This window comes from Streptomyces sp. NBC_01320, from assembly GCF_035974375.1.
Taxonomy (GTDB): Bacteria; Actinomycetota; Actinomycetes; order Streptomycetales; family Streptomycetaceae; genus Streptomyces; species Streptomyces yanii.
Genome location: NZ_CP108390.1, coordinates 1,325,800 through 1,351,133, shown reverse-complemented (window position 1 = coordinate 1,351,133; position 25,334 = coordinate 1,325,800). Strand labels below are relative to the sequence as shown.

Sequence of the window (25,334 nt, the reverse complement as noted above, 5' to 3'; positions counted from 1 at the left end):
GCCGGGCCCCGCGTGGGCTCAGCAGCCCGTACGGTCCTCCGTCAGGGTGCCCTGCTCGGTCCGCAGTGTGCGGTCGTAGCAGCCCTCCGACCCGTCCAGCCGGTAGCGCTCGCTCGACGTGCCGACGGCATGGCGTTCGTCACGCGGGACACCCAGCGTCCAGGTGGCGTCGCCGGTGTACGTATCGTCGAGCCGCGACCAGGAGATGCGCTTACCGGCGCGGACGACCGAGGTGTCCGCCCGGTCACCGAGCGTGAGGACGGTGCGCAGCCGGTTGTCCGTGCCGATCGTGGTCTCGCCGTCCATGGTGTAGACGCGATGGGTGTGCGCGACCCGCGCAGGGCCCCGGCCGTCCACGGTCACCGTCTCGTCGTCGTCCCAGCGGGCCGTGAGCCCGTCGGTGTTCTCGTCCTCCGTCCAGTGGTGGGCTGAGGTGTTGGCGAGGGTGCGCGAGACGGTGGTCTCGACGCGCCCATGCGAGGTGTTCACATAGCCGGCGACGGTGAGCCGGTGGCCACCCTTGGTGTCGAGCCGGTTCAGTGAACCGGGCGTGATCGTCGTCGAGTTGGAAAGATCACTCTGATCGTGCTTCGTGAGCGCCCCGGTGACGTGCTCGCTGCCCTCGTCCTGCCAGACCAGCACGTTGGCGGGCGTGCTCCAGCCGCTCTGTCCGGCGGGCAGTCCGGCGACGGACACCTCGACGCGGTGCTCGCGCCCGTCGTTGAGGATGCCCGCGAACGGCGTCAGGTCGTACTCGATCGGCTTCACGTCGAAGGCACGCGGCGCCGGAACGACATACCACAGGAAGGGGTTGGACCAGCCGCCGGTCCACACGTTCGGGAACGGCGCTGCGATTCCCGCGAGTTGGCCGTCGACCTTGACCTGCACCTCGCGGTACGGACCCTTGTCCGCCTTGCACGAGTAGGGCTCGGTGTCCGGCACGGTCAGGTACCAGTACTCCTCGCAGCCGCCGCCGGATCCGGTGCCGTACACCTCGGCGACGATGCGCTCGGAGTTACGCGGCGTGGTCAGCGTGGCGCCCTCCAGCGGGACCACCTTGTCGGGCGTTTCGGCGGCCTTCGTACTGCCCTTCGCGGCGTAGAAGGTCAGCGTGACCTTGACGTCGATGACGCCGGTGTACGTCTCGTCGACGACATTACCGATGAGCATTTCGACGGGCTGCTCGCGGCGCAGTGTGTCGCTGTAGTGGGTGACGTCCTTCTCCACCGACCAGGTGATCCCGTCGACGGAGGGCTCGGGCGTGGACGTACGGAACACCTCGACGCCACCCATACGGAGGTAGCCGAGCCGGTCGTACTGACGGCCCTTCACCTTTCCGTCGAGGCGCAGCACCACCTTGCTCCAGCGGTCTCCGCACTCCATGGGCGGGGCGTAACTTCCCCTGTACGGCGTGAAATCGCGGAACTGCGCCTCTGCGATGGTGACTTCGCAGGATCGGGTGTCGGGCTTCTCGATGGCCGACGCCGCGGTCAGCGGGTCGTGCCAGTCGGTGCCGAACTCCACGGGAACCGGCTCGGCCGCGGCCGCCGGGCTCGCGCCGAGCGCCGATCCGGCGGCCAGCACCAGTCCGGCGAGCATGGACGTGATCTGTCGTTTCATGAGTCAGGAGTGAAGCGCGGGACGAACAAGTGCGCCAGGGGTGAATGTTCGATCTTGGTATGATCTGTGCGCTCGTGCGGAAAAATCGATTGCCGCGAACTCCGGCGGAACGCGAACCTTGCACGGTTTCATCACTCGCCACCCCTCAGCGCTCCATAGGACGTCATGCAGATTGGCGACCTTCCGTATTCCGATCCCGTCGGCCTTGACGTACGCTCAGGTCCTCACACCTTGCTCAGACTCGACCCAGAAGTCCTTGCGCCGGCCTGACCTTCTACGCGGGCCGCCGCGGGCATTGTCAACTTGTTGGTGTGCGGTTACTTGAGGGTGTGCGGGGGTGTGCTGGGCTTGGTTTCCGCCTCTGGTTCAGGCCTCGGTGGGCATGGCGGTAGTGCCGGTGATCTCGTTCCAGGTTCCGAAGCGGTGGCGCCTCTCGGTGCGGTAGCCGGTGGCGGTCATCCGGTGGCGGCGGGGCCGGAAGTGCGGTGAGATCTGGCTGAACGCGGACACGAACCTCTGGGCTATGCCGACTGTGCGGAAGCCCTTCATCGCGCGTTCGCGCTGCCTCGTCGGCTGATGGGAGTTCTCCGCACGGTTCTTCAGGCCCTTGTGGGAACGGTGATCGACCGAGGACATCAACTCTCTGTGGGCGACGCCGTAGGAGCGGAGCTTGTCGGTGACCAGCACCCTGGGTATCCCCCGCTGCTTCTTCATCAGCTTGGCCATGAACCGCCTCGCGGCCTTCGCGTCCCGCTTGGACTGCAGCAGGATGTCGAGGACAGTGCCGTCCTGGTCCACGGCCCGCCACAGGTAGTGCCGCTCCCCGTTGATCTTCAGGAACACCTCGTCCAGGTGCCACTTGTCGCCGGCCCGGTGTCGGCGGCGGCGCAGGGCGGCCGCGTACCAGGGGCCGAACCGGTCGCACCACCGGCGGATCGCCTCATGGGAAACGGTGATCCCGCGGGCCAGGAGCAGCTCCTCGACTTCGCGGAAGGAGAGCGGGAAGCGGTGGTACAGCCACACCCCGTGGGAGATGACCTCCGCCGGGAACCGGAACCCCTTGTACGACGGCCCGTCCCCGGCGCCCTCCACCACCGGCTCCTCCCGAACGATCAACAAACCCGGCCACCATCCCAGCCCGGAGACCACTCACTCAACTTGACAGTGCCCGACAACGACCTCCCCCAAGTCGCGCAACGCATCCTGGCCCGAGGGAACCTGACCGCCGCGGAGCGCCCACGTGACACACTGATGTCTTGTCTCTCGAGGTCAGGCTTTGAGGGTGTCCAGGGTGGCGCAGCCACGGTACCCCGAGATGCAGATCTTGATGGAGATGGTCTCGCCCTCGTCGATGTCCAAGTCTGCCGTGCCGCTATCACCCTTGTCGAGGTCGCCGGCCAAGACTGGCCAACCGTTCGCGGTCGCCAAGTACGAGACGGGTACGGAAGTGTCGTTGTAGACGGTGAAGTGTTCACCGTGGGCGAGGAATCCGATGTACGCCCGGATGGAGTCGTTGCCGGACCAGTAACGGGCGGCCGATCCGCTGACTCCTCCGGCGTCGCCGTCGGTGGTGTCCCTCCAGTACTCGTTCGTCCACTGCGCCGCCCAAGCCGGTCCCGTCGAACTTACGCGGCGCCCAACGCCAACCCGCAGACCGCCGCCGCCTTCGCGGCCCTGATTATTCGTGTTCCCACGGTGTTCCCCCTATGTTGTGTGCCGGATGATTCAAGCCGCCCCGGCAAGGCCGAGCGTCAGCCCCAACACCAGTGACGGTAGCCGTTCCCGGAGATGTGCCGACAACCTTTTCTTCCTGCTGCAATAGTTCACCGTGGAACCGCACGAACCGTCCGGCCGTCCTCAGTGCAGGAGCTACTCGGGGAGGACACTGTTGCTGCGGTTTCACCTCTCGGCCCATGACCTGACCCGGATGCGCGTGGCTCCACGGCCCATCCGCTCTGGGAGATCTACTTCAGCCTCTTGCTGCTGCAGAGCCGCGAGGCGGCCGTGGACTTCGACCCGTGGCGTCAGACGGTCCGCAAAACGCTCGCCCAAGCGGAACTGACGGGTGCCGTCCATACGCTGACCCGCCTGTACCCCCCGCAGGCTTACTCCCCGGACTTCCTCGTCCCCGGAGACGAACCCGTCGATCTGGAAGTCGGCCTGGACCTGCTCATGTCGACACCGCGCAGCACACTCAGGACCCAGATGACAGCGATGGCCCGCAACGGACGGCGTCTTCCGGACTGGTGTCGCTACGTCGCCGATGGCGATTCGGCCATGATGAAGCGGCTCGGTGACCTGCTGCGCCGTTATCACGGGATCGCGGTCGCTCCCTACACCCACCACCTCCAGCAGGCGTTCACGGCGGAGCACGAGCTGCGTGTCGACGTCCTGCTCGGCAGTGGCGTGGAAGGCCTGCTCACGAGCTATTCGTCGCAGCTGCTGGCCTGGCGCGGCGGCACGCTGAGCATGCCGTGCTCCCTGCAGGAGGACGTCGACTTCTACGTCGACGGCCGTGTGCTGACTCAGCTGCCATCCCTCTTCAGCGTCCACCTGGCGACGAGTGCGGCTCAGGATCGCCCCCTGACGCTCGCCTATCCGGTCACCCGCCGACTCGGCTGGCAGCGACGAGCCGGTACCCGTGCCGCAGCGCGTCGCCTTCCGGCGGGTCCGGGCCGAGCAGGTTGCGCGTACACGCCCCGGGGCCCGGCGGCCTCCCGCCCTCGCCCCCCTGTGCGCACGTATCCGGAGCGGCCGTGCCGTTGCCGGGGCCGGTGCTCGGCCCCGCGACGCGGTCCGCTCCGTCGGGTGATCAGCCGGTCCGGCCTACCCGGAACGTCGTCGTGTACAGGCGTTCCTCACCCGGCTCCAGGAACGTCATGGACCCGTCCTCCCGGGCCGCGGTCTCGCCCTGCACATGGTGCGTGGAGGGCTCGAAGCCCACGGCGTAGGCGCCCTCGCGCAGGTGCATCCACTGGAAGAAGGACGGGAACTGCGCCTGGTCGTACTCCAGCTCGAAGTACATCCCCAGGCGGTCGTTCACCAGCCGGGGCCGTACCGAGCCGTCGGCGTCCGGTTCCAGTTCGTGCTCGTAGACCTGCTCGACGAATCCGGACAGCGGGCCCGGCATCTCGGTGTTCGAGACGCCCTGTTCGGCGACACTGTCGCTCTGCCACAGCGTGCGGCGCAGCGGCATCTCGTAGCGCGCGCCCTCGTCCAGGAAGGGCCAGCCGACGTTGATGTGGTAGAGGAACATGTGCGGTGTGGGGTCGAAGCCGGCGTTGCGCACCCGGTCGATGAGCCGGATCTCCGTGCCGCCGAGATCGGCCTCGATGCGACGGGTGAGCCGCAGGTGCTCACCGAAGATCGCGGCCTGGCGGACCTCGCCCTCCGCCCAGAGGACGCAGTGGTCCTCGTCCTGCCACTGCTCGCCGTAGCCGGTGAGCCGGGCGGGCAGGTTGCCGACCCGGCCGTGCAGTGCGTGGGAGGCGGTGCGGCGCGGCGGGTAGCGGTACTGCGAGGCGTCCACCTCGGCGCCGAACAGCGTGTGGTCGAGACCGGCGGTGAGCAGCAGACCCGAGAAGCTGCGCATCATCGACAGGCCGTCGTCGTCGCGGTACTCGTGCAGGCCGGGGTGGCGGAACCCGGTCGCGGAGCGCCAGCCGAACCCGCGGCCCAGGAACTCCGCCCCGCCGAGGTCCATGGCCCGGTCCACGAGCACATCGAAGGAAAGTCCGGCGCCGGTACGGAACTCCAGCGTGCGGATGCCGCGTTCGGAGCCGTCGTCCAGGACGACGGACCGCACACCGCCGGCGGCTGCGAGGTCGCCCGCGTGCCGGGCGAGGGCGTGACGGTCGTAGTCGCGTCCGTTCAGCTTCACGCCATCACCCACCCTCCGTTGACCTCCAGGCACTGGCCGGTGACGAAGGAGGAGTCCGGTCCGGCGAGGAAGGAGACAGCCGAGGCCAGCTCCTCGGGGCGGCCGCGCCGCTTGAGAGCCTGATGGTCGAGCACATGCCGCGTATAGGCCTCGGGATCGTCGTGGATCTCCTCGGCCGCCGTGGGGAACGCGCCGGGGGAGACGCAGTTGACGCGGATCTCCGCAGGCCCGAGCTCGCGGGCGAGTGCGCGGGTGAAGGCGACGGCCGCGCCCTTCGTGGAGATGTAGGCGGCGAGCGAGTCCCAGCCCCCGTGCATGGTGATCGAGGCGACGTTCACGATCGCCCCGCCGCCCGTGCCGGCCATGCGGCGCGCGGCCGCCTGAGCGGCGACCCAGTAGGCGCGCTGGTTTACCGCGACCACATCCTCGTACTCCGCCAGCGGCACATCGAGGAAGGGCCGGCTCGGGTACACGGCGGCGTTGTTGACCAGGACGCGCAGGGTGCCCAGCTCGGCCGCGGACCGTTCGACGGCCGCTTCGACCGCCTGTGCGTCGCGCAGGTCGGTGGTCAGAGCCAAGACGCGGGCACCCGACTTCCGCACCTCCTCGACTGTCTGCTCCAGCGATGCGGCGTCGCGGTCGAGCACGGCCACATCGTGCCCGTCGGCGGCCAGACGGGAGGCTATGGCGCGCCCCAGGGCGCCGCCGGCGCCGGTCACGAGTGCTGCTTGCGGTTGACTCATCGGTGGTTCCCATCTTCCCGGTGCCGGCCGGGCGCCGCGGGGCGGATCGAGGCGTTGACACTGCGAGCGGTGCCCGCATAGCGTGAATGTTAGCGCTGCCGGTAGCGCTAACAACAGAGCTTGGAACAACAAATGCGGCGACGGCGCGGCGAGTTCCCTTCCCTCCCTCCTCTTCGCCTCCCTCCCCTTTCAAGGAGTCCCATGACGACGCCTGACAAGCCCGGGATACTCACCGGGTACCGGGTTCTCGACTGCTCCATCGCCATGGCCGGCCCGTTCGCGGCCCAGCGGCTCGGCGACCTCGGGGCCGACGTGGTCAAGGTCGAGCCGGTCACCGGGGAGTGGCAGCGTCATGCAGCCGCGGGAGGCGCGGGCGGGAACCGGATCAACGTCTCCTTCCTCTCGCTGAACCGCAACAAGCGCTCCCTCGCCGTCGACCTCAAGGACCCGGACGGCAAAGAGGTGCTCCGCCGGCTCGTGGCCGACGCCGACGTCTTCCTGCAGAACTACCGCCCCGGCGTCGCCGACCGCCTCGGCGTCGACTACTCCTCGCTGGCGGAGATCAACCCGTCGCTCGTGTACGTCTCCATCTCCGGCTACGGCGAGGACGGTCCCTACGCCCAGCGCCCCGGGCAGGACCTGCTGCTCCAGGCGATGTCCGGTGCCATGCTCTCCGCGGGCCGCGCCGGCGAGGCACCGCAGGCCGCGGGCCAGTACCTCGTGGACGCCGTCACCGCGTCCACCGCCTTCGAGGGGGTGCTCGCCGCGCTGCTGCACCGCGAACGCACCGGTGAGGGACAGCTCGTGACGGTGAACATGCTGGACGCCGTCACCACACTCCAGATGCAGGAACTGTCGGTGCACACCGTGGGCGGCCTGGCGCAGAACCGCTCCGGCGAACCGCACGCACATGTCTACATCCGCGCACCCTACGGTGCGTTCGAGACCGCCGACGGCTACATCGTCCTCGCCTTCCCGCCGCTGAAGACACTCGGCGAACTCCTCGGCGAGGACAGCTTCCTGTCCATGGAGGACGAGGAGCACGGCTGGACCCACCGCGACGAGCTCTTCTCGCGCACCGCGTCCCGGCTCCGTACCCGTACATCGCGCCACTGGCTCGACGTCTTCGAGACCGCGGGCGTATGGGCCGGACCGGTCTACGGCTACGCGGACCTGGTCGACGACCCGCAGATCCGCCACAACGGCACCTTCATCACCTACGACCACCCCACCGAGGGCCGTGTGAAGGTGCCCGGGTTCCCTTACAAGTTCTCCGCCACGCCGCCCCATATCGACCGCGGCGCCCCGCTCACCGGCCAGCACTCGCGCGAGATCCTGGCCGAAGCGGGCCTCGGCCAGGAGGAGATCGAGGCGCTGTTCGCCTCCGGCACCGTGACGGAGACCCAGTGACCTACGCCGGACTGACCTGGGACCACCCGCGCGGCCACGACGCCCTCGCCGCGGCGGCCGGCGACCTCGTGCACTGGTCCGTCCAGCCGCTGGAGGGTTTCGAGTCCCATCCCGTCGACGAGCTCTGTGCCCGCTACGACCTCGTCGTGCTGGACCATCCGCACCTCGGCGAGGCACTCGCCTCGGGCTGCCTTCGCCCGCTGGACGATCTCTTCGGCAGGGAGGAACTGGACGGCTGGCGCGCCGGCTCGATCGGACCCACCATGCGCTCGTACGCGATGGACGGCAGTCAGTGGGCCCTGCCCCTGGACGCGGCCACCCAGGTCTCCGCGACCCGCACCGATCTTGCCGGGGAGCCGCCCACCACCTGGGAGGAGGTGCTCGGCCTCGCGAGCCGCGCGCCGGTGGCCCTGTCGCTCGCCGGACCGCACGCCTTCCTCACCTTCGCCTCCGTCGCGGTCGCCCTCGGCGAGGAACCGGCCGCCGACCCCGGTGAACTGATCAGCGACACGACGGGACGCGCCGTCCTGGACCTCATGGCCGGGATCGACGCCCGCGCACCCGCCCGTACGCGCACTCTCAACCCGATCGGGCTGCTGGAGCTGATGGCGGGCACCGACCGCCTGGCGCACTGCCCGCTGGTGTACGGCTACGTCACCTACGCGGACCGGCTGACGTTCACCGACGCCCCGGCCGCCCGACCGGGGGGACGGCCGGGCTCCACCCTAGGCGGCACCGGACTCGCCGTCAGTTCCCGCTGCACCCCCACCTCGGAACTCCTGGACCACATCCGCTGGCTGATGTCGCCCTCCGCCCAGTGCGGATTCCTGCCCCGGCACAGCGGGCAGCCGAGCGCACGCGCCGCCTGGACCGACCCGGCGATCGTCGCAGCGGACTTCTATCGCCGGACCACCGCCACCTGTGAACAGGCGTGGGTCCGCCCCCGCCATGCCGGCTACATCGGCTTCCAGAGCGCCGCCTCCGCCGTTGTCCGGGACGCCCTGGCCGGCGAGACCGGCCACCGGGCGGCAGTCGGCCGGCTGCGAGCTCTCTACCGCGCGAGCCGGACCACGAAGGAAGTAGGACGAGCATGACCGATACCACCAGCACCCCGCCCGACCTCGGCACCGGACACGTCCTGCTCGACGTCGCCGACAGTGTGGCCACCCTCACGCTGAACCGGCCCGAGAAACTGAACGCCGTGACCCCCGAGATGTCCCGCGCCCTGGTCCGGGCCGTGCAATGGTGCGACACCACGGACGACGTCCGCGCGGTGATCCTGACCGGTGCGGGCGGGCGCGCCTTCAGCGCCGGATCGGACATCCGCGAACTCGACGGATACCGCACGCCGTGGGAGTTCCGCAACCGCGTCGACTACTGCGACGCCATCCGCGAGGCCCGGACGCCCACGATCGCGGCCGTCGGCGGCTACGCCCTCGGCGGCGGGCTGGAGACCGCCCTGTCCTGCGACATCCGGATCGCCTCACGGACGGCGTCCTTCGGAGCACCGGAGATCACACTCGGCTGGATCGGGGGCGGCGGCATGGCGGCCTTCCTCAGCCGCGCGGCCGGCCCGAGCAACGCGGCACTCATGCTGCTCACCGGCGACCGCATCGACGCCGCACGGGCGCTGGAGTGGCACCTGGTCAGCGAGGTGGTCGCCCCCGGCGAACTGCTCGACCGGGCCCAGGCCCTTGCCGCGGTCATCGCCTCCCGGGCCCCCGTGGCGGCGGAGACCGCCAAGATCAACCTGCGGGCGGCCGGGAATCTGCCCGAGGACCAGGCTCTCGCCTACGAACGGGACCTGCAGACCATCTGCTTCGCCACCGAGGACGCCGCCGAAGGCCGCCGCGCGTTCGCCGACAAGCGCCCGCCCGTTTTCCGCAAAGCCTGAGAGGAACGACATGACCCAGTGGCCCGACGCCGCTACCACCCTGCCCGACGACGGCACGGAAGGGGCCCTCGTCGGCCGGGTCTGGCAGCCCGGCATCGGTCCCTGCGTCGTCGCCGTCCGCGAGAGCGGTGTGCACGACGTGACGGGGACCTTCCCGACCGTCCGCGACCTCTGCGAAACACCCGACCCGGCGGCGCAGTTGCGCACGGCCGACGGCGAGTGCCTCGCCGGACTCGACGAACTGCTGGCCAACACACCGCCCGAGACACGTGATCCCGCACGTCCCTGGCTGCTCGCCCCCGTGGACCTTCAGGCGGTCAAGGCCGCCGGCGTGACCTTCGTGGTGTCCATGCTGGAGCGGGTGATCGAGGAACGTGTGCGGGGCGAGGCCTCCGGCGCCGCCGAGGTGCGCGAGCGGATACGCGGACTCGTCGGGGACGATCTGGCATCCCTGCGGCCCGGCTCCGCGGAGGCCGCCGCGCTGAAGGAACTCCTGGTCGCCCGGGGGATGTGGAGTCAGTACCTGGAGGTGGGCATCGGGCCCGACGCCGAGATCTTCACCAAGGCCCCCGTGCTGGCCGCCGTCGGCACCGCGACCGATGCCGGGGTCCTTTCCACCTCGCGGTGGAACAACCCCGAACCGGAGATGGTGATGGTCGTCTCCTCCGCAGGGAAGGTCGTGGGCGCGACTCTCGGGAACGACGTCAACCTCCGTGATGTGGAGGGCCGTTCGGCACTCTTGTTGTCGAAGGCGAAGGACAACAACGCCTCTGCCGCCCTGGGGCCGTTCGTGCGGCTCTTCGACGCGACCTTCGGGATGGACGACGTGCGGGAGGCGGCGGTGACCCTGACCGTCGAGGGCGAGGAAGGCTACCGACTCGACGCGGTGTCCTCCATGTCCGCCATCAGCCGCGATCCACTGGATCTCGTCGGTCAGCTGATCGGTCCGCACCACCAGTACCCCGACGGTGCGGTGCTCTACCTGGGCACGATGTTCGCCCCCGTCGAGGACCGTGACACTCCGGGCCAGGGCTTCACCCATCACGACGGAGACCTGGTCACCATCGCCACGCCCCGGCTCGGTTCACTCGTCAGCCGGATCAGGCCGAGCGATGCCTGCGAGCCGTGGAACTTCGGAATCTCCGATCTGATGCGCTCCCTGGCCGCACGAGGAGCGCTGTGACGCAGGGCGCGCCGTCCGCCCGGACCGGCCGGGCGGACGGCGCGGCGGCGGGCGCAATGGATATCGTCTCGGATGTGACCCAGCCACCCCGCCGCCCACGCAAGCGTTCCGCCACCCGTTCGGTGACCCTGTCGGACGTGGCGGCGGCGGCCGGGGTGTCCGCCCAGACGGTCTCCCGGGTCGTGCGCGACCCGCGGTCGGTGCCGGACGAGACCCGGGCCAACGTCGAAGCGGCCATCGCGGCGACCGGCTACGTGCCCAACCTCGCCGCCAGCAACCTGGCGTCGAACCGCAGCCGCACGGTCGGTGTCCTGGTCCCGCAGATCAACGCGTCGGTCTTCGCGGACACCGTTCACGCCTTCTCGACCGCCCTGGCGGCCCACGGCTACCAGATCTTCGTCGGCACGACCGACTACCGGCCGGAGCACGAGGAGGACGTGCTGCGGAGTTTCCTCGGCCGGCGGCCGGACGGACTGCTCATGGTGGGAACCGACCACACCCCCGGAACCCGTGCCCTGCTGGCCGCTGCGGGAGTGCCCGTCGTGGAGACCTGGGGCTGGTCGGACGATCCGGTGGACCTGCTGGTCGGCTTCTCCAACGCGGCGGCGGCCGCCGCGATGGTCGGGCACCTCGTCGAGCGGGGCCGGCGCAGGATCACGTTCGCCGGGCGGCACACCTCCGGCGACCCCCGGGCCGCCGAGCGGCTCGACGGCTACGCGACCGCTGTCCGTGAGCTGCTGGGGACTGCTCCCCGCACGGTGGACGCGGGACCGGAGCCGGTCACCATGGACACCGGCGTCACGCTCCTGGACCTTGTGCTGGAACGGCATCCGGACTCCGACGCCGTGATGTTCTCCAGCGACGTCTTCGCCGCCGGCGCCCTGCAGGCGTGCGTGCGCCGGGGGATCGACGTCCCCGGCACGCTGGCCCTGGCCGGGTTCGGCGACTTCGAGCTGGCCCGGCACCTCGTCCCCTCGCTCACCACGGTGGCGGTGCCCGGCACCCTCATCGGCGAGCTGGGGGCCGAGTTGCTGCTGGAGAGGATGCGCGGCACCCCGGTCGGCGTTCCGCACCGCGACGTGGGCTACCGGGTCGTCGCCCGCGCAAGCTCCTGACGCAGGGGCGCCGCCCGGGCCGGGGCGGATCCCGCTGAGGCCCGGGGGCGGCCGGCGCACCGGCGAGCGGCCGCCCTTGGGCCTCAGCGTGCTGCCCAGACCAGGCCCCGTTCGACCATCTTCGCGGTCTGCGGCACCTCCAGGTCCGCGACGCGGTGGCCGAGGGTGCAGACGAAGACCCGGCCGGCTCCCCAGCGGCGCGTCCACACGACGGGGAACTCGACCGGCTCGTCCCACTGGCCGCCGTCGGGGGAGAGCACCGAGGTGGCCAGCACCGTGTTCAGAGTGTCCGTCAGCACCCAGTAGTGCTCGGTGACGACGTCGAAGTCCTCGATGCCCTGGGTGATCTCGCCGTCCCGCTCCGGCAGGGCCGTGATGCGGACGGTGAAGTCCTGGAACCCGTCCGGGTGCCACAGGAACCGTCCCCCCACCATGCGCAGATAGCGAGCGGCGGCGACATTCGTTCCGATGACGCCGCCGTGCCAGCCGGCGAAACCCGTTCCCGCCTCCACGGCCGAGACGAGCGTGTTTTCCTGAAGGGGCGTCAGTTCGCCCCCGGACCATGAGTGGACGACGAGGTCGGTGGCGGCGAGCAGGTCCGCATCCTCGTACACCGAGAGGTCCTCGGCGACGGATACATCGAACCCCGCGCGTTCGAGCCGGGGAATGAACATCCGGGTGCATCCGACCGGGTCGTGCCCCTCCCAGCCGCCGCGTACCACCAGGGCGTTGCGCTGACTCACTTCGGATTGCCTCCGTACGGTGTCGGTTGTCCCTGCGGCTGTGGTGGTTCCGCTCGGCCGCTGCCGGGCGGAACCGCGCCCGGTCGATTGCTGCCGGCTCCCTCAACTCCCCGTCCCTGAGTGCGAATTAAGGACCGGGGAGTAACCTGGCGCGAAGCGCTCCGAGCCTTCCGGTGGTCAGGCTTCGTTCGCTCCTTGGCCCGCTGTTCCCGTCGTGGCCGTGGACCGGAACCCAGTGACATGCGTCGCACCCCGCCTTCGGTTGAAGCGTGTCGCACGGTGGTGACGGGCGAATCCTGCCCCCGGAGCCCTGACCGGGCATGCCCGAAGTGCCTTTCGCGGGCGGCCGGTCCGGCCCCGGGCGTGCTCTCGCCTCCGGGGCGGTGGCGTGACCGGAAACCTTGGTCATCACTTATGATACGAGTGATGACCTTAGCATGTTCCGCTAGCCTTGAGCCCTCGGACAGTGGGGACCGGGCACACCTGCACACATTGGGAGTCGCTGACCAGATGAGTAACCCATCCGCGGACGCCGTTGCCGTGTCCCCCCGTCAACGGCGTCGGCCTCCCCTCGCCGCCGCCGTCGTGCAGAGCCTGGCGACGGCCATCGTGCTCGGCGAGTACCCGCCCGGAACGGCACTTCCCTCGGCGGGCGTCCTGTGTGAACAGTACGAGGTGAGCCGCACCGTCATCCGCGAGGCGACCATGGCCCTCTCCGAGAAGGGCCTCGTCGCGACGCGCCAGGGATGGGGGACGGTCGTGCTCGATCAGGAGCAGTGGAGTCTGCTCGACCCCCTGATCCTCGACGCGCTCTTCCAGCGGAAGGACCGGCTGGTCTTCCTCGACAACCTGATCGAGATCCGGACGACCCTTGAGTGCGCCATGTCCGCCCGCGCCGCCCGTCTCATGGACGACACGCAGGCGGCGGCGCTCTCGGCCAAGCTCGACGAACTCGCGGCTCTGCGAGGCGACCCGGAGGCCTACTCCCGCGCCGACATCGAGTTCCACGAGATCATCCACCGTGCGTCGCGGGACGCGTTCGGGCGGGCCATCGTGTCGAGCATCCAGGGCAAGGCCGTGCGCTACCCCCAGTACAGCGGCGATCCCACGCGTGAGCACATCGAGCTGACGCACGAGGCGCACGCACGGATCGCGGCCGCCCTGGTCGCCCAGGACGCCGACGAGGCGGCCGAGGCGATGCGGGACCACATCACGTCCTCCTGGGAGCGCCGGCGACCACTCGACACGTCCGGCGCGTGACGTACGCCGGGGCATCCGTGTGCGGTGGATGCCCCGGCGCGAGGAGACGGTGTCACCCGGCGGCTACCGGTGGACGGCGTCCGTGTCGCGGTTCGCCGGGCGGCCGATGCCTTGCGTCGTGACGCTGCGGTTCCACTCCCGGACCCACGCGGCCCCGTACGACCGCGCCACCGAGCCGGAGGCCGAGAACCTGAGCGTGCCGAGGTCGAGGCCGGTCTCCGCCACCGAGGCGGCCAGGACGGGGTTGGTGTTGACCCGGTTGCTCCACCGCGACAGGCTGTACTGTGATGCCGGCTCGGCGAAGTCGGCCTTCGTCTCGATGAAGCCGCAGCAGCCGACGATCACCGCGTGGTCGATCTCGACCCGCGACGGCACCCAGACCGAGTCGGGATCCTCCCACACCGACGCGCGGCTGCAGCCGTTGGTCCCGGACGTGGTGTAGACGGCGGCCGTGCACTCCTCGCCCGTCGCGGTCACGCGTGGCACGTACCAGTCGGTGATCTCCGGATACGTGATCGGCTTTCCGTCGGAGTACTTCTGCTTCCCGTTCGTGTAGTGCGCGTGCCAGGCGGCGACGGTCCGGGGGGTCGCGCTGTACTTCTCGCCCTCGCGGACGTCGAGGAACGTGTTGTAACGGCTCTCCAGCACCCAGCTGTTGGCCGGCGGAAGGCGCGTCTCGCCGTTCTTGTGGTAGATGCCGCCGTGGCCCACGTGGTCCACCCCGATGAACACGTTGTCGTTCGCGGTGTTGCTGTGGCCGGAGTTGAAGTTGACGCCGGACTTCGCGTCGCTCACGACATTGTGGTGGAAGCGGACTCCGGTCGCGCCGTCGTCCATGTACAGGGCGTCGTTGGAACCCCCGATCTTCTCGAAGTGGTTGTAGGCGATCTCGTTGCCGAGGTAGGTGAAGTCCCGCCCGGCGTAGACGACCCCCATGTCGCCCGCGTTCTTCACCACGTCGTAGAAGTGGTTGTGGTTGACGCGCATGTCGTTGCCCATGATCTGCACGGCCATGTGCGGCGCGTCGTGGACGTAGTTGTACTCGAACGTGTTCCCCACGCCGTACATGTAGCCGGCCGGGGTGTACGTGGCGAGTTTGGAGAAACGTGTGATCTCGTTGTGGCGGGCGACGTTGTTTCCGCGTTCGAGCGTGGCGCGGTCCCCGCCGCCGAGCAGTACGCCTCCGCCGCCGAGACCGTGGAGGTAGGAGTTCTGCACGACGTTGTCGTGCCCGCCCTGCACGGTCTCGTAGTCCGGCATGCTGGTGATCGTGTCCGTCGTACGCCCGATCCGGATCGCGTCCATGCTCACATTGGAGATGTCGACCCCGTCGATGAGGGTCCCGACGGCGTCCAGCAACTGCACGCCGCTGATCAGCGACCCGGTCATGGCCAGGCCCCGGACCGTCACGCCCCGGGTGCCGTCGAGCAGCATGAAGTTCTTGTCGAACGTCTGCAGCGTGGTGGTCCTCCCCTCGATCGTGCCGTTCTGGGGCCGGTAGTAGAGGACGTCGTTGTCGTGGTAGCGGTCGATGTAGTACTCGCCGGCCGTGTCCATCTCCGACAGGACGTTGAGCACCTTGACCTTGGTCCAGGAGTCCTGCGGGATGTACATGGAGGGGTACTTCGTGTACAGCTTGTCGCCGCTCCACGACAGGATGCGCAACATGTCGTTGGCGTAGTTGTTGCCGAGGTAGCCCGAGAGCCAGCCCTCTGTCTCGGACTTGGTGTTGTCGATGTCCTCGATCCAGCGCGGATCCAGCTGGACCGGTACGTCGGAGTACTCGCCGAATCCGCGGGTGCCCGGATCATCCACCGCGGGCACCGCCTCGGGTGCCCAGTTCCGGTAGCGGTCGCCACTGGCGGCGCGGCCGCCGACCGCGAAGACGGACGGGGTCATGCGCCGCATCTCCTCCGGGCTCCAGGTGTCCCGCTGCCCGGTGTCGGGGAGGAGCTGCTTCTTGTCCTCGAACTGGGCGCGGGGCGTCGTGCCGGAGCTGTTCCAGGCGCTCTCCGGCCCGAAGCGGGCGTCCAGATCCACATTCATCAGGTCCCGGGGGCCGTCGGCCTTCCACTTGGCTCCCGTCCCCCACAGGTGGCAGGCGGTCTCCGTGGTGGTGCACGAGTTGCCGTCCGGGTACTCGGCCAGGGTCTGGGTGCCGCCGTCGACGACGAGTTCCGGAGCGAACGGCTGCTGGACCCAGTTGAAGCCGTTCTTGTAGAGCGTGCCTGGGTCGATCCCGTGCGCGCCGAGGTCGAACACCCACACACCGTCACGCAGTTCCGGTGTGTTCAGGCGGGTGTTGGAGGAGTACCGGGGCTCGGCGAGCGTGTCGTCCGAGAGGTCGGTGAGCCTCTGCCACCCGTCCGCCGGAAGTTCGTGCGACCCGGTCAGCGTGACCGTCTCATCGCGGTACGCGGCGTACGTCACCCATGAGTTCTCCTTGCCGCTGAGCCGGATGGTGTCGTCGAGGACGTACGTCCCGCCCCGGATGTACACCGTGCCCCGCGCCCCGGGGGAGGTGCGGCCGGCCAGTGCGTCCCGCGCCGCCGTGATCGTCCGCAGAGGGGCATCGCGGCCCCCGCTGTTTCCGTCGTCGCCGTCCGAGGCCGACACGTATACCGTGAGGGCCCCGGAGGAGGCCGCCTGGCCGGACGGCGTGGCCGACGCGGTGCCGGCCGCCGGCACGCCGGCGCTCGTCACCAGCGCCAGGGCGACGGAGGCCAGTAGGGTCCGCGCCGGTCGTCTCCCGGTTCTCGACATGGAGGAGCCTTTCGTTGGATTCCGTGATTCCGTCCCGGCCGCGACATCCGGTCCGCTTCGAGGCGTCCCGGCGTCCGTGAGCGGACGCCGGAGGGGGCGTCCGACAGCCCCTGTGCCGCCTGGGTCAGCGCCGCAGGCAAACAGAACATGTATGACATGTGCAGACTATGACTCCCGTTGACCCCGCACAAGCGTCACGACAGAACCGGGCGCCGGAGAGCGGGCGCGAGGGAACGCGGCGGTGGGAGGTGGCCGGGCCGGGCGGAGTCGGCGGACGGCGGGTCAGTCCAGATGGAAGACCTCCTCCGCGTCCACCCAGCGCTCCCCGGGCTCCGCCGAGCCGAGAGGCTGCTGGCAGGGATCGGTGAGGGTCCACCACCGCTGGGTCTCCGGGTCGGCGGCGACGGCGGCCATGTCGGCGTCGTAGTCGTCGCCGGTGTACTCGTAGTAGGCGAACAGTGTGTGGTCGCGCAGGAAGATGGAGTACGAGGTGATGTGGGCGCGGGACAGGGTGTCCAGGACCGGCTGCGGGACCGACCGGTGCAACTCCCGGTACATCTCTTCCTGTTCCGGACGCAGACGGATCACGGACGCGACACGGCGCGGGGTACGGGGGGCGGGCATGGCGGGGCTCCTTCATGACGCGGGCCGGTCGGCCCGCCAACGGCCTTTGCCGGCCGGGCGGAAGGGCCGGGCCGGTCGGGTCTGGGGGAGGAGAGGGACGGGCGGGCCCGCCGGGAGATGTCCGGCCGGCCCCGCCATCGGGGATCAGCCCTTCACGCCTCCTGCCGCGAGGCCGCTCATGACGTGACGTTGCATCACGACGAAGATCACCAGAATGGGGATCACGGCGAGCAGCAGGGTCGGGAACACCTTGGTGTAGTCCGTCGAGTACTGGCCGACGGCGGCGTACACACCGGTGGTGACGGTGTAGACGTCACTGCCGGGGCCGAGGATCATCTGCGGACTGGCGAAGTCGTTCCACACGCTCAGGGAGTTCAGGATGAACACGGTGGCGATGATCGGCCGCATCAGCGGCACGATGATCCGCCACAGCGTGTAGTACTTGCCGGCCCCGTCGATGGCCGCGGCCTCGTCCAGCGACCGGGGCAGCACGCGGATGTAGCCGAAGAAGACGAACAGCGTGAACGGGATGGTGGTGGCTGTCATGAAGAGGATGAGGCCGGGCATCGTGCCCATCAGTCCCACGGCGCGGAGCACGAAGATGACCGGCACCAGGATCACCTGGGTCGGGATGAACATCCCCGCGATGAAGAAGAACAGCAGCAGCCGGGAGATTAGCTTCGGTGTGCGGGCCAGTACGTAGGCCGCGGGCGCGCACACCACCATGGCCAGCGCGTTCACGCAGAGCACCAGCGCGAGCGTGGTGCCGTAGCCCTTGAGAATGCTGAAGTCGGGGTTGTTCCACGCGTCCGCGAGGTGCTGGAACGTCGCGGTGCCGAGGTCCAGGGTGAACGGGTTGCTGAGGATCTCCCGCTGACTCTTGAAGGCGTTGACCACCAGGAGGTACATCGGCACGAGCATGCCGAGGGACGCCAGGGTGACGAACGCGACGCGCAGGGCGGCGGCCGAGGTGAGTGTCTTCTTCATCCGATGGACTCCGCGTCGTTCTCGGCGCGCCTGCGCAGGAAGAGGACCGTGAGGGACAGGACCGCGGCCGCGAGGATCAGCAGCACGGCCTGGGCCGATGCCAGGCCGATGTTCCGCTGGGGGAACGAGACCGCGAGGATCGAGTAGGCGAGGGTCTTGGTCGATCCCGCGGGACCGCCCCCGGTCAGCGACACGACGACGTCGTACGTCTTCAGCAGCGAGATGCCCGAGGTGATGACGGCGACCGTCACCGTGGAAGCCAGCGATGGCCAGGTGACGGCACGGAAGGTCTGCCACCGGCCGGCTCCGTCGAGCTTCGCCGCCTCCAGCAGATCCTCCGGCACGGCCTGGAGCCCCGCCAGATACAGGATCAACTGCACGCCGAACAGGGACCAGACGATGACGAGGATCATTGACCACAGGGCCCAGTCGGGGTCGCTGAGGAAGGGCAGGCTGTCGGTTCCGACCTTCTCCAGCATGGTGTTGACCACACCCTGGGGCCCGAGGATCGCCTGCCACAGGAAGCCGACGACCAGCGCGCTCAGGACATGCGGGTAGAACATGACCACCCGGCCGAAGGTGTTGAACCGGTTGGTGCGCTTCAGCAGCAGCGCGAGGCCGAGCGCCGCGACGTTGACGGCGACCGCGCCCACCACGGCCACCACGGCGGTGATCACCATGGTGCCCGTCATGTCGTCGGAACCGAAGATGGTGCGGTAGTTGTCCAGCCCGATGAACTCGGGGACGCGGGTGGGGAATCCGTTGTACTCGGTGAAGCTGTAGTAGAACGCGTAGATCACCGGTACGACCAGGAGTGCGGCGTAGATCAGCACCGCGGGGACGACCATGCTGATACTGACGCCCGCGTTGCGCCATCGCCGCTGCTTCGAGGGGAGTGTGCGTGCCATGGTCAGCGGTTCTCGTCGGTCCACTGGTCGATGGCCTTGGCGGCGTCGGCCGGGCTCGCCCCCGTGTAGAGGCTCTGAGCGACCTCGGTGAACTTGGGGTTGAAGCCCGTCACCGGCAGCCGGACGTTGCCCTGGCCCTCGCCCACGGCGACGAGCGCGGGAGCATTGTCGAGAATGCCCTGGATCAGGGCGTCGGTACCGGTCTGCTTGACGTCGGACTCCTGGCGGAACACCCCGTCGGAGCCGAGCTGCGCCTTGACGGCCGCCGGGTCGGTCACGAGGAACTCCACCAGCTGCTTCGCGCCGGCCTCGTCCGACGCGCCCTTGTGCACCATGTACGGGTTGGCCATGGTGGCGCCCTGCGGACCGGGATAGCTCTTGCCGTCGGCGGCCGGCGGGGAGAACACGCCCACCTCGAAGGGCAGTTTCCCGGCCTTGGCCAGCGTGGCGGCGAACCAGCTGCCGTTGGTGTAGAGACCGGCCTTGCCGGCGATGAAGTTGCCGTCCGCCTGCGAGGGGTTGAGTCCGGCGTCGCTCTTGGCTATGTATCCGGCGTCGATCCAGTCCGCGTACATCTGGAAGGCGGGCTTGTAGGCATCGCCCACGGTGAGCTTCTGGTCCGTGACGGCGCTCTGCCACTTCGGGTGGAGCTCGTTGAGCGTCGGGTGGTAGATCTGCTGGAGCTGGAGGCCGGTCTGGTAGTCGCCTGCGGTCTGCATCGGCGTGTAGCCGGCCTTCTTGAGCTTGCCCAGATCGGCGGTCATCTCCTTCCAGGTGGTCGGAGTCGCGGTGATGCCGGCCTTCTTGAACGCGGTCTTGTTGTAGTAGACGAGCGACTGGGTCTGGGTGCCGACGCCGACGGCGAAGTGCGTGTCGCCGATGGCGTACGCGTCGAACATCGGGGTCCCCTTGGCCCAGGCCTCACCGCTGAGGTCGACCAGCTCCGGAGCCGTGTCGTCGTCCGGGAAGATGGACTGGATGACATCGGGGGCGGTCCCCGCGGCCAGTTGCTGGGGGAAGGACTCGGCGACGGACTTGCCGGTCGGGCCCTCGATCTTCACCTTCAGACCGGTCTTGTCCTCGAACGGCTTGACCAGCTTCTCCCAGTAGGCCCGGTCGAGGTTGTCGGTCAGGTTGACCATCATCCGGATCTCGCCGTCCTTGCCGCCGGACGTACCGGAGCCCGACGAGCAGGCCGCGAGGAGCAGCAGCGGAACCACGGCGGCAAGGGCGGCTCCGCGCGCCTTGCTCCCTCGGTTGGCAGACATCATTGTCGACTCTCTTTTCCTCGGTAGGGAAAGCTGGTGATCAACGTTCGCTGGACTGCGGGGCGTGCGGATGCGGGTCGTGCTCCGGTGTCACAGCCGCCCCCGGTAGGGCAGGGGGCCGACGGCCGTGATGTCGGTGGGTGCCTCGTCGCCGTCGACGCGGTAGATGCCGTCGTTGGCGACGAAGAACTCGAGCGCGTCCGGATACCGCAGGTCCTCGGGCAGCGGCTCGCGGTCGGTCCAGGCGAAGAACTCCCGGGTGAAGGTGTCCTTGTCCTTGCGGCCGTAGATGTGCAGGTCCCCCGCGGTCAGCGGTGAGCGCACGCACCAGTGGACGCCGGACTCGGCCCAGAAGGCGCGGTCGCTGATCAGTACCGACTGCCGGTCCCTGGGGGCAAGCACCTTGTCCCAGAAGCCGTCGCCCGGTCCCAGCCGCGCCATCAGGAACATCAGGTCGTGGGCGTGCCAGGCGGTGCTGGGTGCGATGTCGGCCTCGTTGTGCCAGCCGCTGGCGGAGGCGAAGTAGCCACCGGGCGTCTGGTAGCCCGCATAGGTGGCCAGGCACGCCTCGGTGAACGCTTCCAGCTCGGCGTCGGGACCCTCGGCCAGCACCTCGTGGATGCCGTAGAGCGTCAGGCCCATGCCCGCGATCAGCATGGGCGTGTCCGTCTTCAGGGCGCGGTCGCCCTGGACGTACCAGTAGCGGTGGTAGCGGACGGCGCCGGTTTCGTCGGTCCACGCCGAGCGGGCCACGTGCCGGCACAGCCGCCTCGCCTCGGCCAGCAGTTCCGGATCGCCCTGGGCGCGGTAGCCGAGCACCAGGGGGACGATCATGAGGCCGTAGTACTCGGCCGGTTCCAGGATGCCGCCCTCGGTACGGTCCCGCACGGTGCGGAACGTGCCGGAGCTGTCCGCGTCGGGTACGCCGCGGTGGTGGAACAGGCGGACCAGGGTGGCGAGGTCCTCGGGTATCTGCTCCGCGTAGGTCTTGTCGTCGGCCAGCTCCGTGTAGAGCTGCTTGACCCACACCCGGGCGTACTCCTGGTTGCAGGTACCGTCCTCACCGGCCCGGCCGCCCCCGTACATCTCGCACGCGTCGAGATTGCGGCGTACGGCCGCGAGCGCGGCGTCCACCTCGTCGTCGGGCAGCAGATGACGTGCGTGCTTCAGCGCGAGCAGCACACCGAGGCTGCCGACGGCGTTGTGGATGAGACCGGTGGTCGCCGACTCACCGACCTGGAAGCCGATGTGCCGGTACTGGCCGTCGTCCTGGAACTCCGTGGCCTGGTAGCGCACCAGCCGCCGCAGCAGCTCGACGCCCCGCTCGTCGGGCTGTTCGGCCAGGGCCTGTGCCAGGGCCCCGACGGCCGGGCCGGCGAACGTGGTGTGCCCGCTGGTGAAGTCGAGGAAGGTGAAGGGGTTCGTGCCCCACACGCTGTGGTTGTGGAAGCCGTTGACCGCGCCCTCCTCCGTGATCCAGCTGTGCAGCCAGCCGGCGAGTGCGGCCGTGTCCGGCTCGGTTGTGCGGTGTTCCATGGCGTTCCTTCCGTAGTGGTTACACGGCCGTGCGGCGTCCGGCCGCGCGGAGTCGGTGACGTTCATGTCCGTCCCCCCGCGGGCCGCGTCGCCCGGCTCGCGGGAAGCAGGGACAGCGCGGTCAGTTCGTCCCAGAGCGCGTCGGGGACAAAGGCCGCCAGCCGGTCGGCGTTGGTACGGGACTGGTGGGCGTTCCGTGCGCCGAGGACCACCGAGGTGACCGCCGGGTGCCGCAGGGGGTGGGCGATGGCGGCCTCCGGGAGGCTGCTGCCGTGCCGCTCGCAGACATCGGCGATCGCGGCGGCCCGGCCGAGCAGTTCACGGGAGGCCGGCCGGTAGTCGTAGGTGGCGTGCATCGGTGGGCGGGGGGCCGCGAGCAGCCCGGAGTTGTACACCGCGGCGGCGACGACGCCCACGCCCCTCTCCAGGGCGAGCGGGAGCAGCTCGTCCGCGGCGGAGTGGTCGAGCAGGGTGTGGCGGCCGGCCACCATGACGATGTCCACGTCGCAGCGGCGGACGAACTCGGTGAGCATCCCGGTCCGGTTCATTCCGGCGCCCACCGCCTTCACCACCCCCTGGTCGCGCAGTTCGACGAGGGTGTCGACGCCCGTCGTGGACGCCTCCTGCCAGTGGTCGTCGGGGTCGTGGAGAAAGACGATGTCGACGTGGTCCAGGCCGAGACGTTCCAGACTGCCCTCCAGGGACCGCAGGATCCCGTCCCGGCTGAAGTCCCAGCTGCGGCGGGACGCCGCGGGCACCACGAATCCGCCGTCGTCCCCGAGGTGCGCCGTCTCCGGACTCGGCACCAGCAGCCGGCCCACTTTGGTGGAGACGGTGTACTGGGACCGGGGACGCCGCGAGAGGGCCGCGCCGAGGCGGCGTTCGGACAGCCCGAGCCCGTAGTGCGGGGCCGTGTCGAAGTAGCGGACGCCGCTCCGCCAGGCCGCGTCGACAGCGCCCGAGGCGTCCTCGTCGCTCGTGACCCGTCCGAGGTTGCCCAACTGGGCCGCGCCGAAGCCGAGTTCTGTCAGAGCCGGGGTGCGGGCGGCGGTTCGGGTACGCATGCGCCTCACCGGACCCTGGCGCGCGCGGAGGCCGCGAGGTCCTCCGGGTGGGCGAACGGACGGCCCGACGCGAACCGCTCCACCTCGTCGACGACGGCGTCTCCGATGCGGTGCAGCTCACCGCCCATGGAGCCGGCCAGGTGCGGGGTGAGCACGACGTTGTCCAGCGACCACAGGCCGCTGTCCGCGGGGAGCGGTTCCGGGTCGGTGACGTCGAGCACGGCGTCGATCCGGCCGCTGCGGAGCTCCGCGGTCAGGGCGTCCTGGTCGACGACGGCTCCACGGGCGGTGTTCACGAGCGTTGCCCCGTCGCGCATGAGGGCGAGCAGGCCCGCGTCGATCTGCCCCCGCGTTCGCGGTGTCAGCGGCTGGTGCAGGGACACCACGTGACTGCTTCTCATGAGTTCGTCGAGCGGCACCGGCCGTGCACCGAGGCCGATGGCCTCCTCCGCGGTGAGGGTGGGGTCGTACAGGAGCACGTCGACATCGAAGGAGCGGAGCAGGGCGAGGACCGCGCGGCCCACGGTAGAGGCGCCGACGATGCCCACGGTCTGCCGGTAGTTGCCGGGTACGGAGTGCGTGGCCGGATGGTCCGGAACGCTCCTGGACCGCCGGTACGCCCGCGCGGCGGGCAGCGCCCGCTTGCCGGCCAGAAGGATCATGGCGAGCGTGTACTCGGCCACCGGGACGGAGTTGGCGGCCCGGGCGTTGGCGGCGACCACCCCGCGGGCGGCGAAGGACTCGGGGTCCTCCAGGCAGGTCGCGGCGACACCGCCCGCGTAGACCACGGCCCGCAGCCGGGAGACGTACGGGAGGTGGGCGGCGCGGACGACGGGTGCGTTCCAGCCCGCGACGAGGATGTCCGCCCCGGCCAGGGCCTCCCGTGAGCGGGCGGATTCCAGCTCGGTGAGAACGAGGCCGGTGTCGATGTCGGCGGCCCGGCGAAGGCGGGCGAACGCGTTCTCGTCGAAGAGGGAGCCGGGCAGACCCGGCGGGTTCATCGCGAGGACGGCACGTGGTCGTGTCACGGGGCGATCCCCTTCCGGGCGCGCCCGACGGCACGAGGGTGCCCGGCGGCGGCGCTGTCGGTGGGCTGGCCGTCGTGTCCGGACTCGGCCACGAGGCGCAGGCCGGCATCGGGCGGCCGGACGTGGGGTCCGGCCGGCTGGGCCCAGCCGGCCGTCTCCTCAAGACGCGCGATCGCCGCCTCGTCGACGGTGATGCCGAGCCCCACGGAGTCACCGAGGACGATGCCGCCGTCGGCGATCTCCTGGTCCACGGTGAGTCCCACCGGGGCCGAGGTGTCCTGCACTTCGGTGACCAGGTGGTTGGGGGTCGCGGCGGCGGCGTGGGCGAGGGGGTTGGTCTCGTATCCGACCGGGCTGACGGGCAGGTCCTGGCCGTGGGCGAGGGTGGCGACCCGGAGGAAGTGGGTGATGCCCCAGACGCTGCCGGTCTGAACCACCTGCACGGCGTCCCCGGCCAGGAGGGGCCGGAACTGCTCCAGTCCGGTCAGGTTCTCGCCGGTGGCGACGGCAGTGCGTGCGGCTCGCCCCACGGCCCGGTTGCCTGCCACGTCCCACCGGCGGACCGGTTCCTCGATCCAGGTGAGATCGACGTGCCTCTCGATGCGGGCCAGCAGCCGCACCGCCTGGTGTCTGCCCCAGGTCTCGTTGACGTCGAGCATCAGGGCGGGGGAGCGGGTGGTGGCTCGTAGCACGTCCGCCACCGCGTTGAGCCGTGTGATGTCGCGGTCGGTGTCGAGTCCGCCCTTGATCTTGGCTCCGGTGAAGCCGCGTTCGGCCCAGCCGGTGTACAGCGCGACGAGTTGCTCGTCGTCCAGGGCGATGTCCAGGCCGGAGGCGTAACCGGGAACCAAGCGGTCGGCGGCGCCGAGTGTGCGCCACAGTGGTTCGCCGGCCATTTTCGCCTTGAGGTCCCACAGCGCCATGTCGAAGGCGCCAATGGTGCCGAACACGGTGCCACCGTGGCCGGTCTTGAACGTGTGGGCCAGCATCCGGTCGTAGAGGGCGGTGACGGCCCGGGGGTCCTGACCCTCGATGGCGGGGAAGATCCGATGGGCCTCGGTGTGGGCCCCCAGGCCCACGCCGGTGAGACCGTCGTCGGTTTCGACCAGGACGACCGGGACTTCGGTGACCCCGCTTGCGACGAAGCCGTTCGCGTCCCCGACGGGGCGGCCCCAGTTGTGCACGGTCCGCAGGGACCGGTATCCGGTGATCTTCATCTGCTCCCCCTCTGAGTGCTCGTTAGCAGCCCCTGGATGGAGGCGCGGGAGGCCTCCGGGGTGGCTGGTGCGTCCCTGGACCGGTGACCTG

At 69.8% G+C, this 25,334-nt stretch carries 22 protein-coding genes; 6 read left to right on the top strand and 16 right to left on the bottom strand.

Annotation, left to right across the window (positions count from 1 at the left end; all coding sequences use genetic code 11):
• Positions 1–18 precede the first annotated feature (18 nt).
• The 6 genes from OG395_RS06595 to OG395_RS06570 all read right to left on the bottom strand — a co-directional run bounded on the left by OG395_RS06595 (position 19) and on the right by OG395_RS06570 (position 6,243).
• Positions 19–1,620, bottom strand: coding sequence for a peptide-N4-asparagine amidase (locus OG395_RS06595; protein ID WP_327242040.1), 1,602 nt, complete (start codon positions 1,618–1,620; stop codon positions 19–21).
• A gap of 366 nt (positions 1,621–1,986) precedes the next feature.
• Positions 1,987–2,712 (bottom strand): IS6 family transposase, encoded by a 726-nt coding sequence (locus OG395_RS06590; RefSeq protein ID WP_327249261.1) that lies wholly within the window; start codon positions 2,710–2,712, stop codon positions 1,987–1,989.
• A gap of 177 nt (positions 2,713–2,889) precedes the next feature.
• Entirely contained in the window at positions 2,890–3,021 is a 132-nt protein-coding gene (locus OG395_RS06585; RefSeq protein WP_327242039.1) for a hypothetical protein, read from the bottom strand.
• A gap of 498 nt (positions 3,022–3,519) precedes the next feature.
• On the bottom strand, positions 3,520–4,173 hold the full coding sequence (locus OG395_RS06580) for a hypothetical protein (RefSeq protein ID WP_327242038.1): 654 nt from the start codon (positions 4,171–4,173) through the stop codon (positions 3,520–3,522).
• 259 nt (positions 4,174–4,432) lie between these two features.
• A complete protein-coding gene (locus OG395_RS06575) occupies positions 4,433–5,500 on the bottom strand; it encodes an aldose 1-epimerase family protein (protein WP_327242037.1) in 1,068 nt (355 codons plus the stop codon).
• Positions 5,497–6,243: an SDR family NAD(P)-dependent oxidoreductase gene (locus OG395_RS06570; RefSeq protein ID WP_266991460.1), complete on the bottom strand. Its 747-nt coding sequence runs from the start codon at positions 6,241–6,243 to the stop codon at positions 5,497–5,499. The genes OG395_RS06575 and OG395_RS06570 overlap by 4 nt, the downstream gene beginning before the upstream one ends.
• 201 nt (positions 6,244–6,444) lie before the next feature.
• Here OG395_RS06570 and OG395_RS06565 point away from each other — a divergent pair, with 201 nt between their 5' ends.
• Genes OG395_RS06565 through OG395_RS06545 form a run of 5 tightly spaced genes read left to right on the top strand, consistent with a single transcriptional unit; the run spans position 6,445 to position 11,845 of the window.
• Entirely contained in the window at positions 6,445–7,653 is a 1,209-nt protein-coding gene (locus OG395_RS06565) for a CaiB/BaiF CoA transferase family protein (RefSeq protein ID WP_327242036.1), read from the top strand.
• A complete protein-coding gene (locus OG395_RS06560) occupies positions 7,650–8,747 on the top strand; it encodes an extracellular solute-binding protein (protein WP_266991456.1) in 1,098 nt (365 codons plus the stop codon). The genes OG395_RS06565 and OG395_RS06560 overlap by 4 nt, the downstream gene beginning before the upstream one ends.
• Positions 8,744–9,547, top strand: a complete 804-nt coding sequence (locus OG395_RS06555; protein WP_327242035.1) for an enoyl-CoA hydratase/isomerase family protein — start codon at positions 8,744–8,746, stop codon at positions 9,545–9,547. Before OG395_RS06560 ends, OG395_RS06555 begins: the two co-directional genes overlap by 4 nt.
• A gap of 10 nt (positions 9,548–9,557) precedes the next feature.
• Positions 9,558–10,730: a fumarylacetoacetate hydrolase family protein gene (locus tag OG395_RS06550; protein WP_327242034.1), complete on the top strand. Its 1,173-nt coding sequence runs from the start codon at positions 9,558–9,560 to the stop codon at positions 10,728–10,730.
• Positions 10,727–11,845 (top strand): LacI family DNA-binding transcriptional regulator, encoded by a 1,119-nt coding sequence (locus OG395_RS06545; protein WP_327242033.1) that lies wholly within the window; start codon positions 10,727–10,729, stop codon positions 11,843–11,845. Before OG395_RS06550 ends, OG395_RS06545 begins: the two co-directional genes overlap by 4 nt.
• Before the next feature lie 83 nt (positions 11,846–11,928).
• Here the strand turns inward: OG395_RS06545 and OG395_RS06540 are convergent, their stop codons facing one another.
• Positions 11,929–12,588: a ThuA domain-containing protein gene (locus OG395_RS06540; protein ID WP_327242032.1), complete on the bottom strand. Its 660-nt coding sequence runs from the start codon at positions 12,586–12,588 to the stop codon at positions 11,929–11,931.
• Positions 12,589–13,098: 510 nt separating this feature from the next.
• On the opposite strand from OG395_RS06540, the gene OG395_RS06535 reads away from it, so the two are divergent.
• Positions 13,099–13,848, top strand: coding sequence for a FadR/GntR family transcriptional regulator (locus OG395_RS06535; RefSeq protein WP_327242031.1), 750 nt, complete (start codon positions 13,099–13,101; stop codon positions 13,846–13,848).
• Positions 13,849–13,911: 63 nt separating this feature from the next.
• On the opposite strand, the gene OG395_RS06530 is transcribed toward OG395_RS06535, so the two are convergent.
• The 9 genes from OG395_RS06530 to OG395_RS06490 form a co-directional block, all read right to left on the bottom strand.
• Positions 13,912–16,611 (bottom strand): right-handed parallel beta-helix repeat-containing protein, encoded by a 2,700-nt coding sequence (locus OG395_RS06530; RefSeq protein ID WP_327242030.1) that lies wholly within the window; start codon positions 16,609–16,611, stop codon positions 13,912–13,914.
• Between the two features lie 282 nt (positions 16,612–16,893).
• On the bottom strand, positions 16,894–17,235 hold the full coding sequence (locus tag OG395_RS06525; protein WP_327242029.1) for an L-rhamnose mutarotase: 342 nt from the start codon (positions 17,233–17,235) through the stop codon (positions 16,894–16,896).
• A 144-nt stretch (positions 17,236–17,379) separates the two neighbouring features.
• Positions 17,380–18,222, bottom strand: a complete 843-nt coding sequence (locus tag OG395_RS06520; protein ID WP_327242028.1) for a carbohydrate ABC transporter permease — start codon at positions 18,220–18,222, stop codon at positions 17,380–17,382.
• On the bottom strand, positions 18,219–19,130 hold the full coding sequence (locus OG395_RS06515) for a carbohydrate ABC transporter permease (RefSeq protein ID WP_266991439.1): 912 nt from the start codon (positions 19,128–19,130) through the stop codon (positions 18,219–18,221). Before OG395_RS06515 ends, OG395_RS06520 begins: the two co-directional genes overlap by 4 nt.
• 2 nt (positions 19,131–19,132) lie before the next feature.
• Entirely contained in the window at positions 19,133–20,401 is a 1,269-nt protein-coding gene (locus OG395_RS06510) for an ABC transporter substrate-binding protein (RefSeq protein ID WP_266991438.1), read from the bottom strand.
• Between the two features lie 87 nt (positions 20,402–20,488).
• On the bottom strand, positions 20,489–21,934 hold the full coding sequence (locus OG395_RS06505; protein ID WP_327242027.1) for a hypothetical protein: 1,446 nt from the start codon (positions 21,932–21,934) through the stop codon (positions 20,489–20,491).
• 62 nt (positions 21,935–21,996) lie between these two features.
• A complete protein-coding gene (locus OG395_RS06500) occupies positions 21,997–22,998 on the bottom strand; it encodes an aldo/keto reductase (RefSeq protein ID WP_327242026.1) in 1,002 nt (333 codons plus the stop codon).
• Between the two features lie 5 nt (positions 22,999–23,003).
• Complete coding sequence (locus tag OG395_RS06495) at positions 23,004–24,026, bottom strand: hydroxyacid dehydrogenase (RefSeq protein WP_327242025.1); 1,023 nt, start codon at positions 24,024–24,026, stop codon at positions 23,004–23,006.
• Entirely contained in the window at positions 24,023–25,243 is a 1,221-nt protein-coding gene (locus OG395_RS06490; protein WP_327242024.1) for a mandelate racemase/muconate lactonizing enzyme family protein, read from the bottom strand. The genes OG395_RS06495 and OG395_RS06490 overlap by 4 nt, the downstream gene beginning before the upstream one ends.
• Between the last annotated feature and the right edge of the window lie 91 nt (positions 25,244–25,334).

What these genes read in the sequence shown, in the direction of transcription:
- OG395_RS06520 (WP_327242028.1), bottom strand. Translation starts at nt 18,222, where the DNA reads ATGAAGAAGACACTCACCTCGGCCGCCGCCCTGCGCGTCGCGTTCGTC.
- OG395_RS06510 (WP_266991438.1), bottom strand. Translation starts at nt 20,401, where the DNA reads ATGATGTCTGCCAACCGAGGGAGCAAGGCGCGCGGAGCCGCCCTTGCC.
- OG395_RS06500 (WP_327242026.1), bottom strand. Translation starts at nt 22,998, where the DNA reads ATGCGTACCCGAACCGCCGCCCGCACCCCGGCTCTGACAGAACTCGGC.
- OG395_RS06490 (WP_327242024.1), bottom strand. Translation starts at nt 25,243, where the DNA reads ATGAAGATCACCGGATACCGGTCCCTGCGGACCGTGCACAACTGGGGC.
- OG395_RS06505 (WP_327242027.1), bottom strand. Translation starts at nt 21,934, where the DNA reads ATGGAACACCGCACAACCGAGCCGGACACGGCCGCACTCGCCGGCTGG.
- OG395_RS06535 (WP_327242031.1), top strand. Translation starts at nt 13,099, where the DNA reads ATGAGTAACCCATCCGCGGACGCCGTTGCCGTGTCCCCCCGTCAACGG.
- OG395_RS06570 (WP_266991460.1), bottom strand. Translation starts at nt 6,243, where the DNA reads ATGAGTCAACCGCAAGCAGCACTCGTGACCGGCGCCGGCGGCGCCCTG.
- OG395_RS06595 (WP_327242040.1), bottom strand. Translation starts at nt 1,620, where the DNA reads ATGAAACGACAGATCACGTCCATGCTCGCCGGACTGGTGCTGGCCGCC.
- OG395_RS06555 (WP_327242035.1), top strand. Translation starts at nt 8,744, where the DNA reads ATGACCGATACCACCAGCACCCCGCCCGACCTCGGCACCGGACACGTC.
- OG395_RS06530 (WP_327242030.1), bottom strand. Translation starts at nt 16,611, where the DNA reads ATGTCGAGAACCGGGAGACGACCGGCGCGGACCCTACTGGCCTCCGTC.
- OG395_RS06565 (WP_327242036.1), top strand. Translation starts at nt 6,445, where the DNA reads ATGACGACGCCTGACAAGCCCGGGATACTCACCGGGTACCGGGTTCTC.
- OG395_RS06550 (WP_327242034.1), top strand. Translation starts at nt 9,558, where the DNA reads ATGACCCAGTGGCCCGACGCCGCTACCACCCTGCCCGACGACGGCACG.
- OG395_RS06525 (WP_327242029.1), bottom strand. Translation starts at nt 17,235, where the DNA reads ATGCCCGCCCCCCGTACCCCGCGCCGTGTCGCGTCCGTGATCCGTCTG.
- OG395_RS06515 (WP_266991439.1), bottom strand. Translation starts at nt 19,130, where the DNA reads ATGGCACGCACACTCCCCTCGAAGCAGCGGCGATGGCGCAACGCGGGC.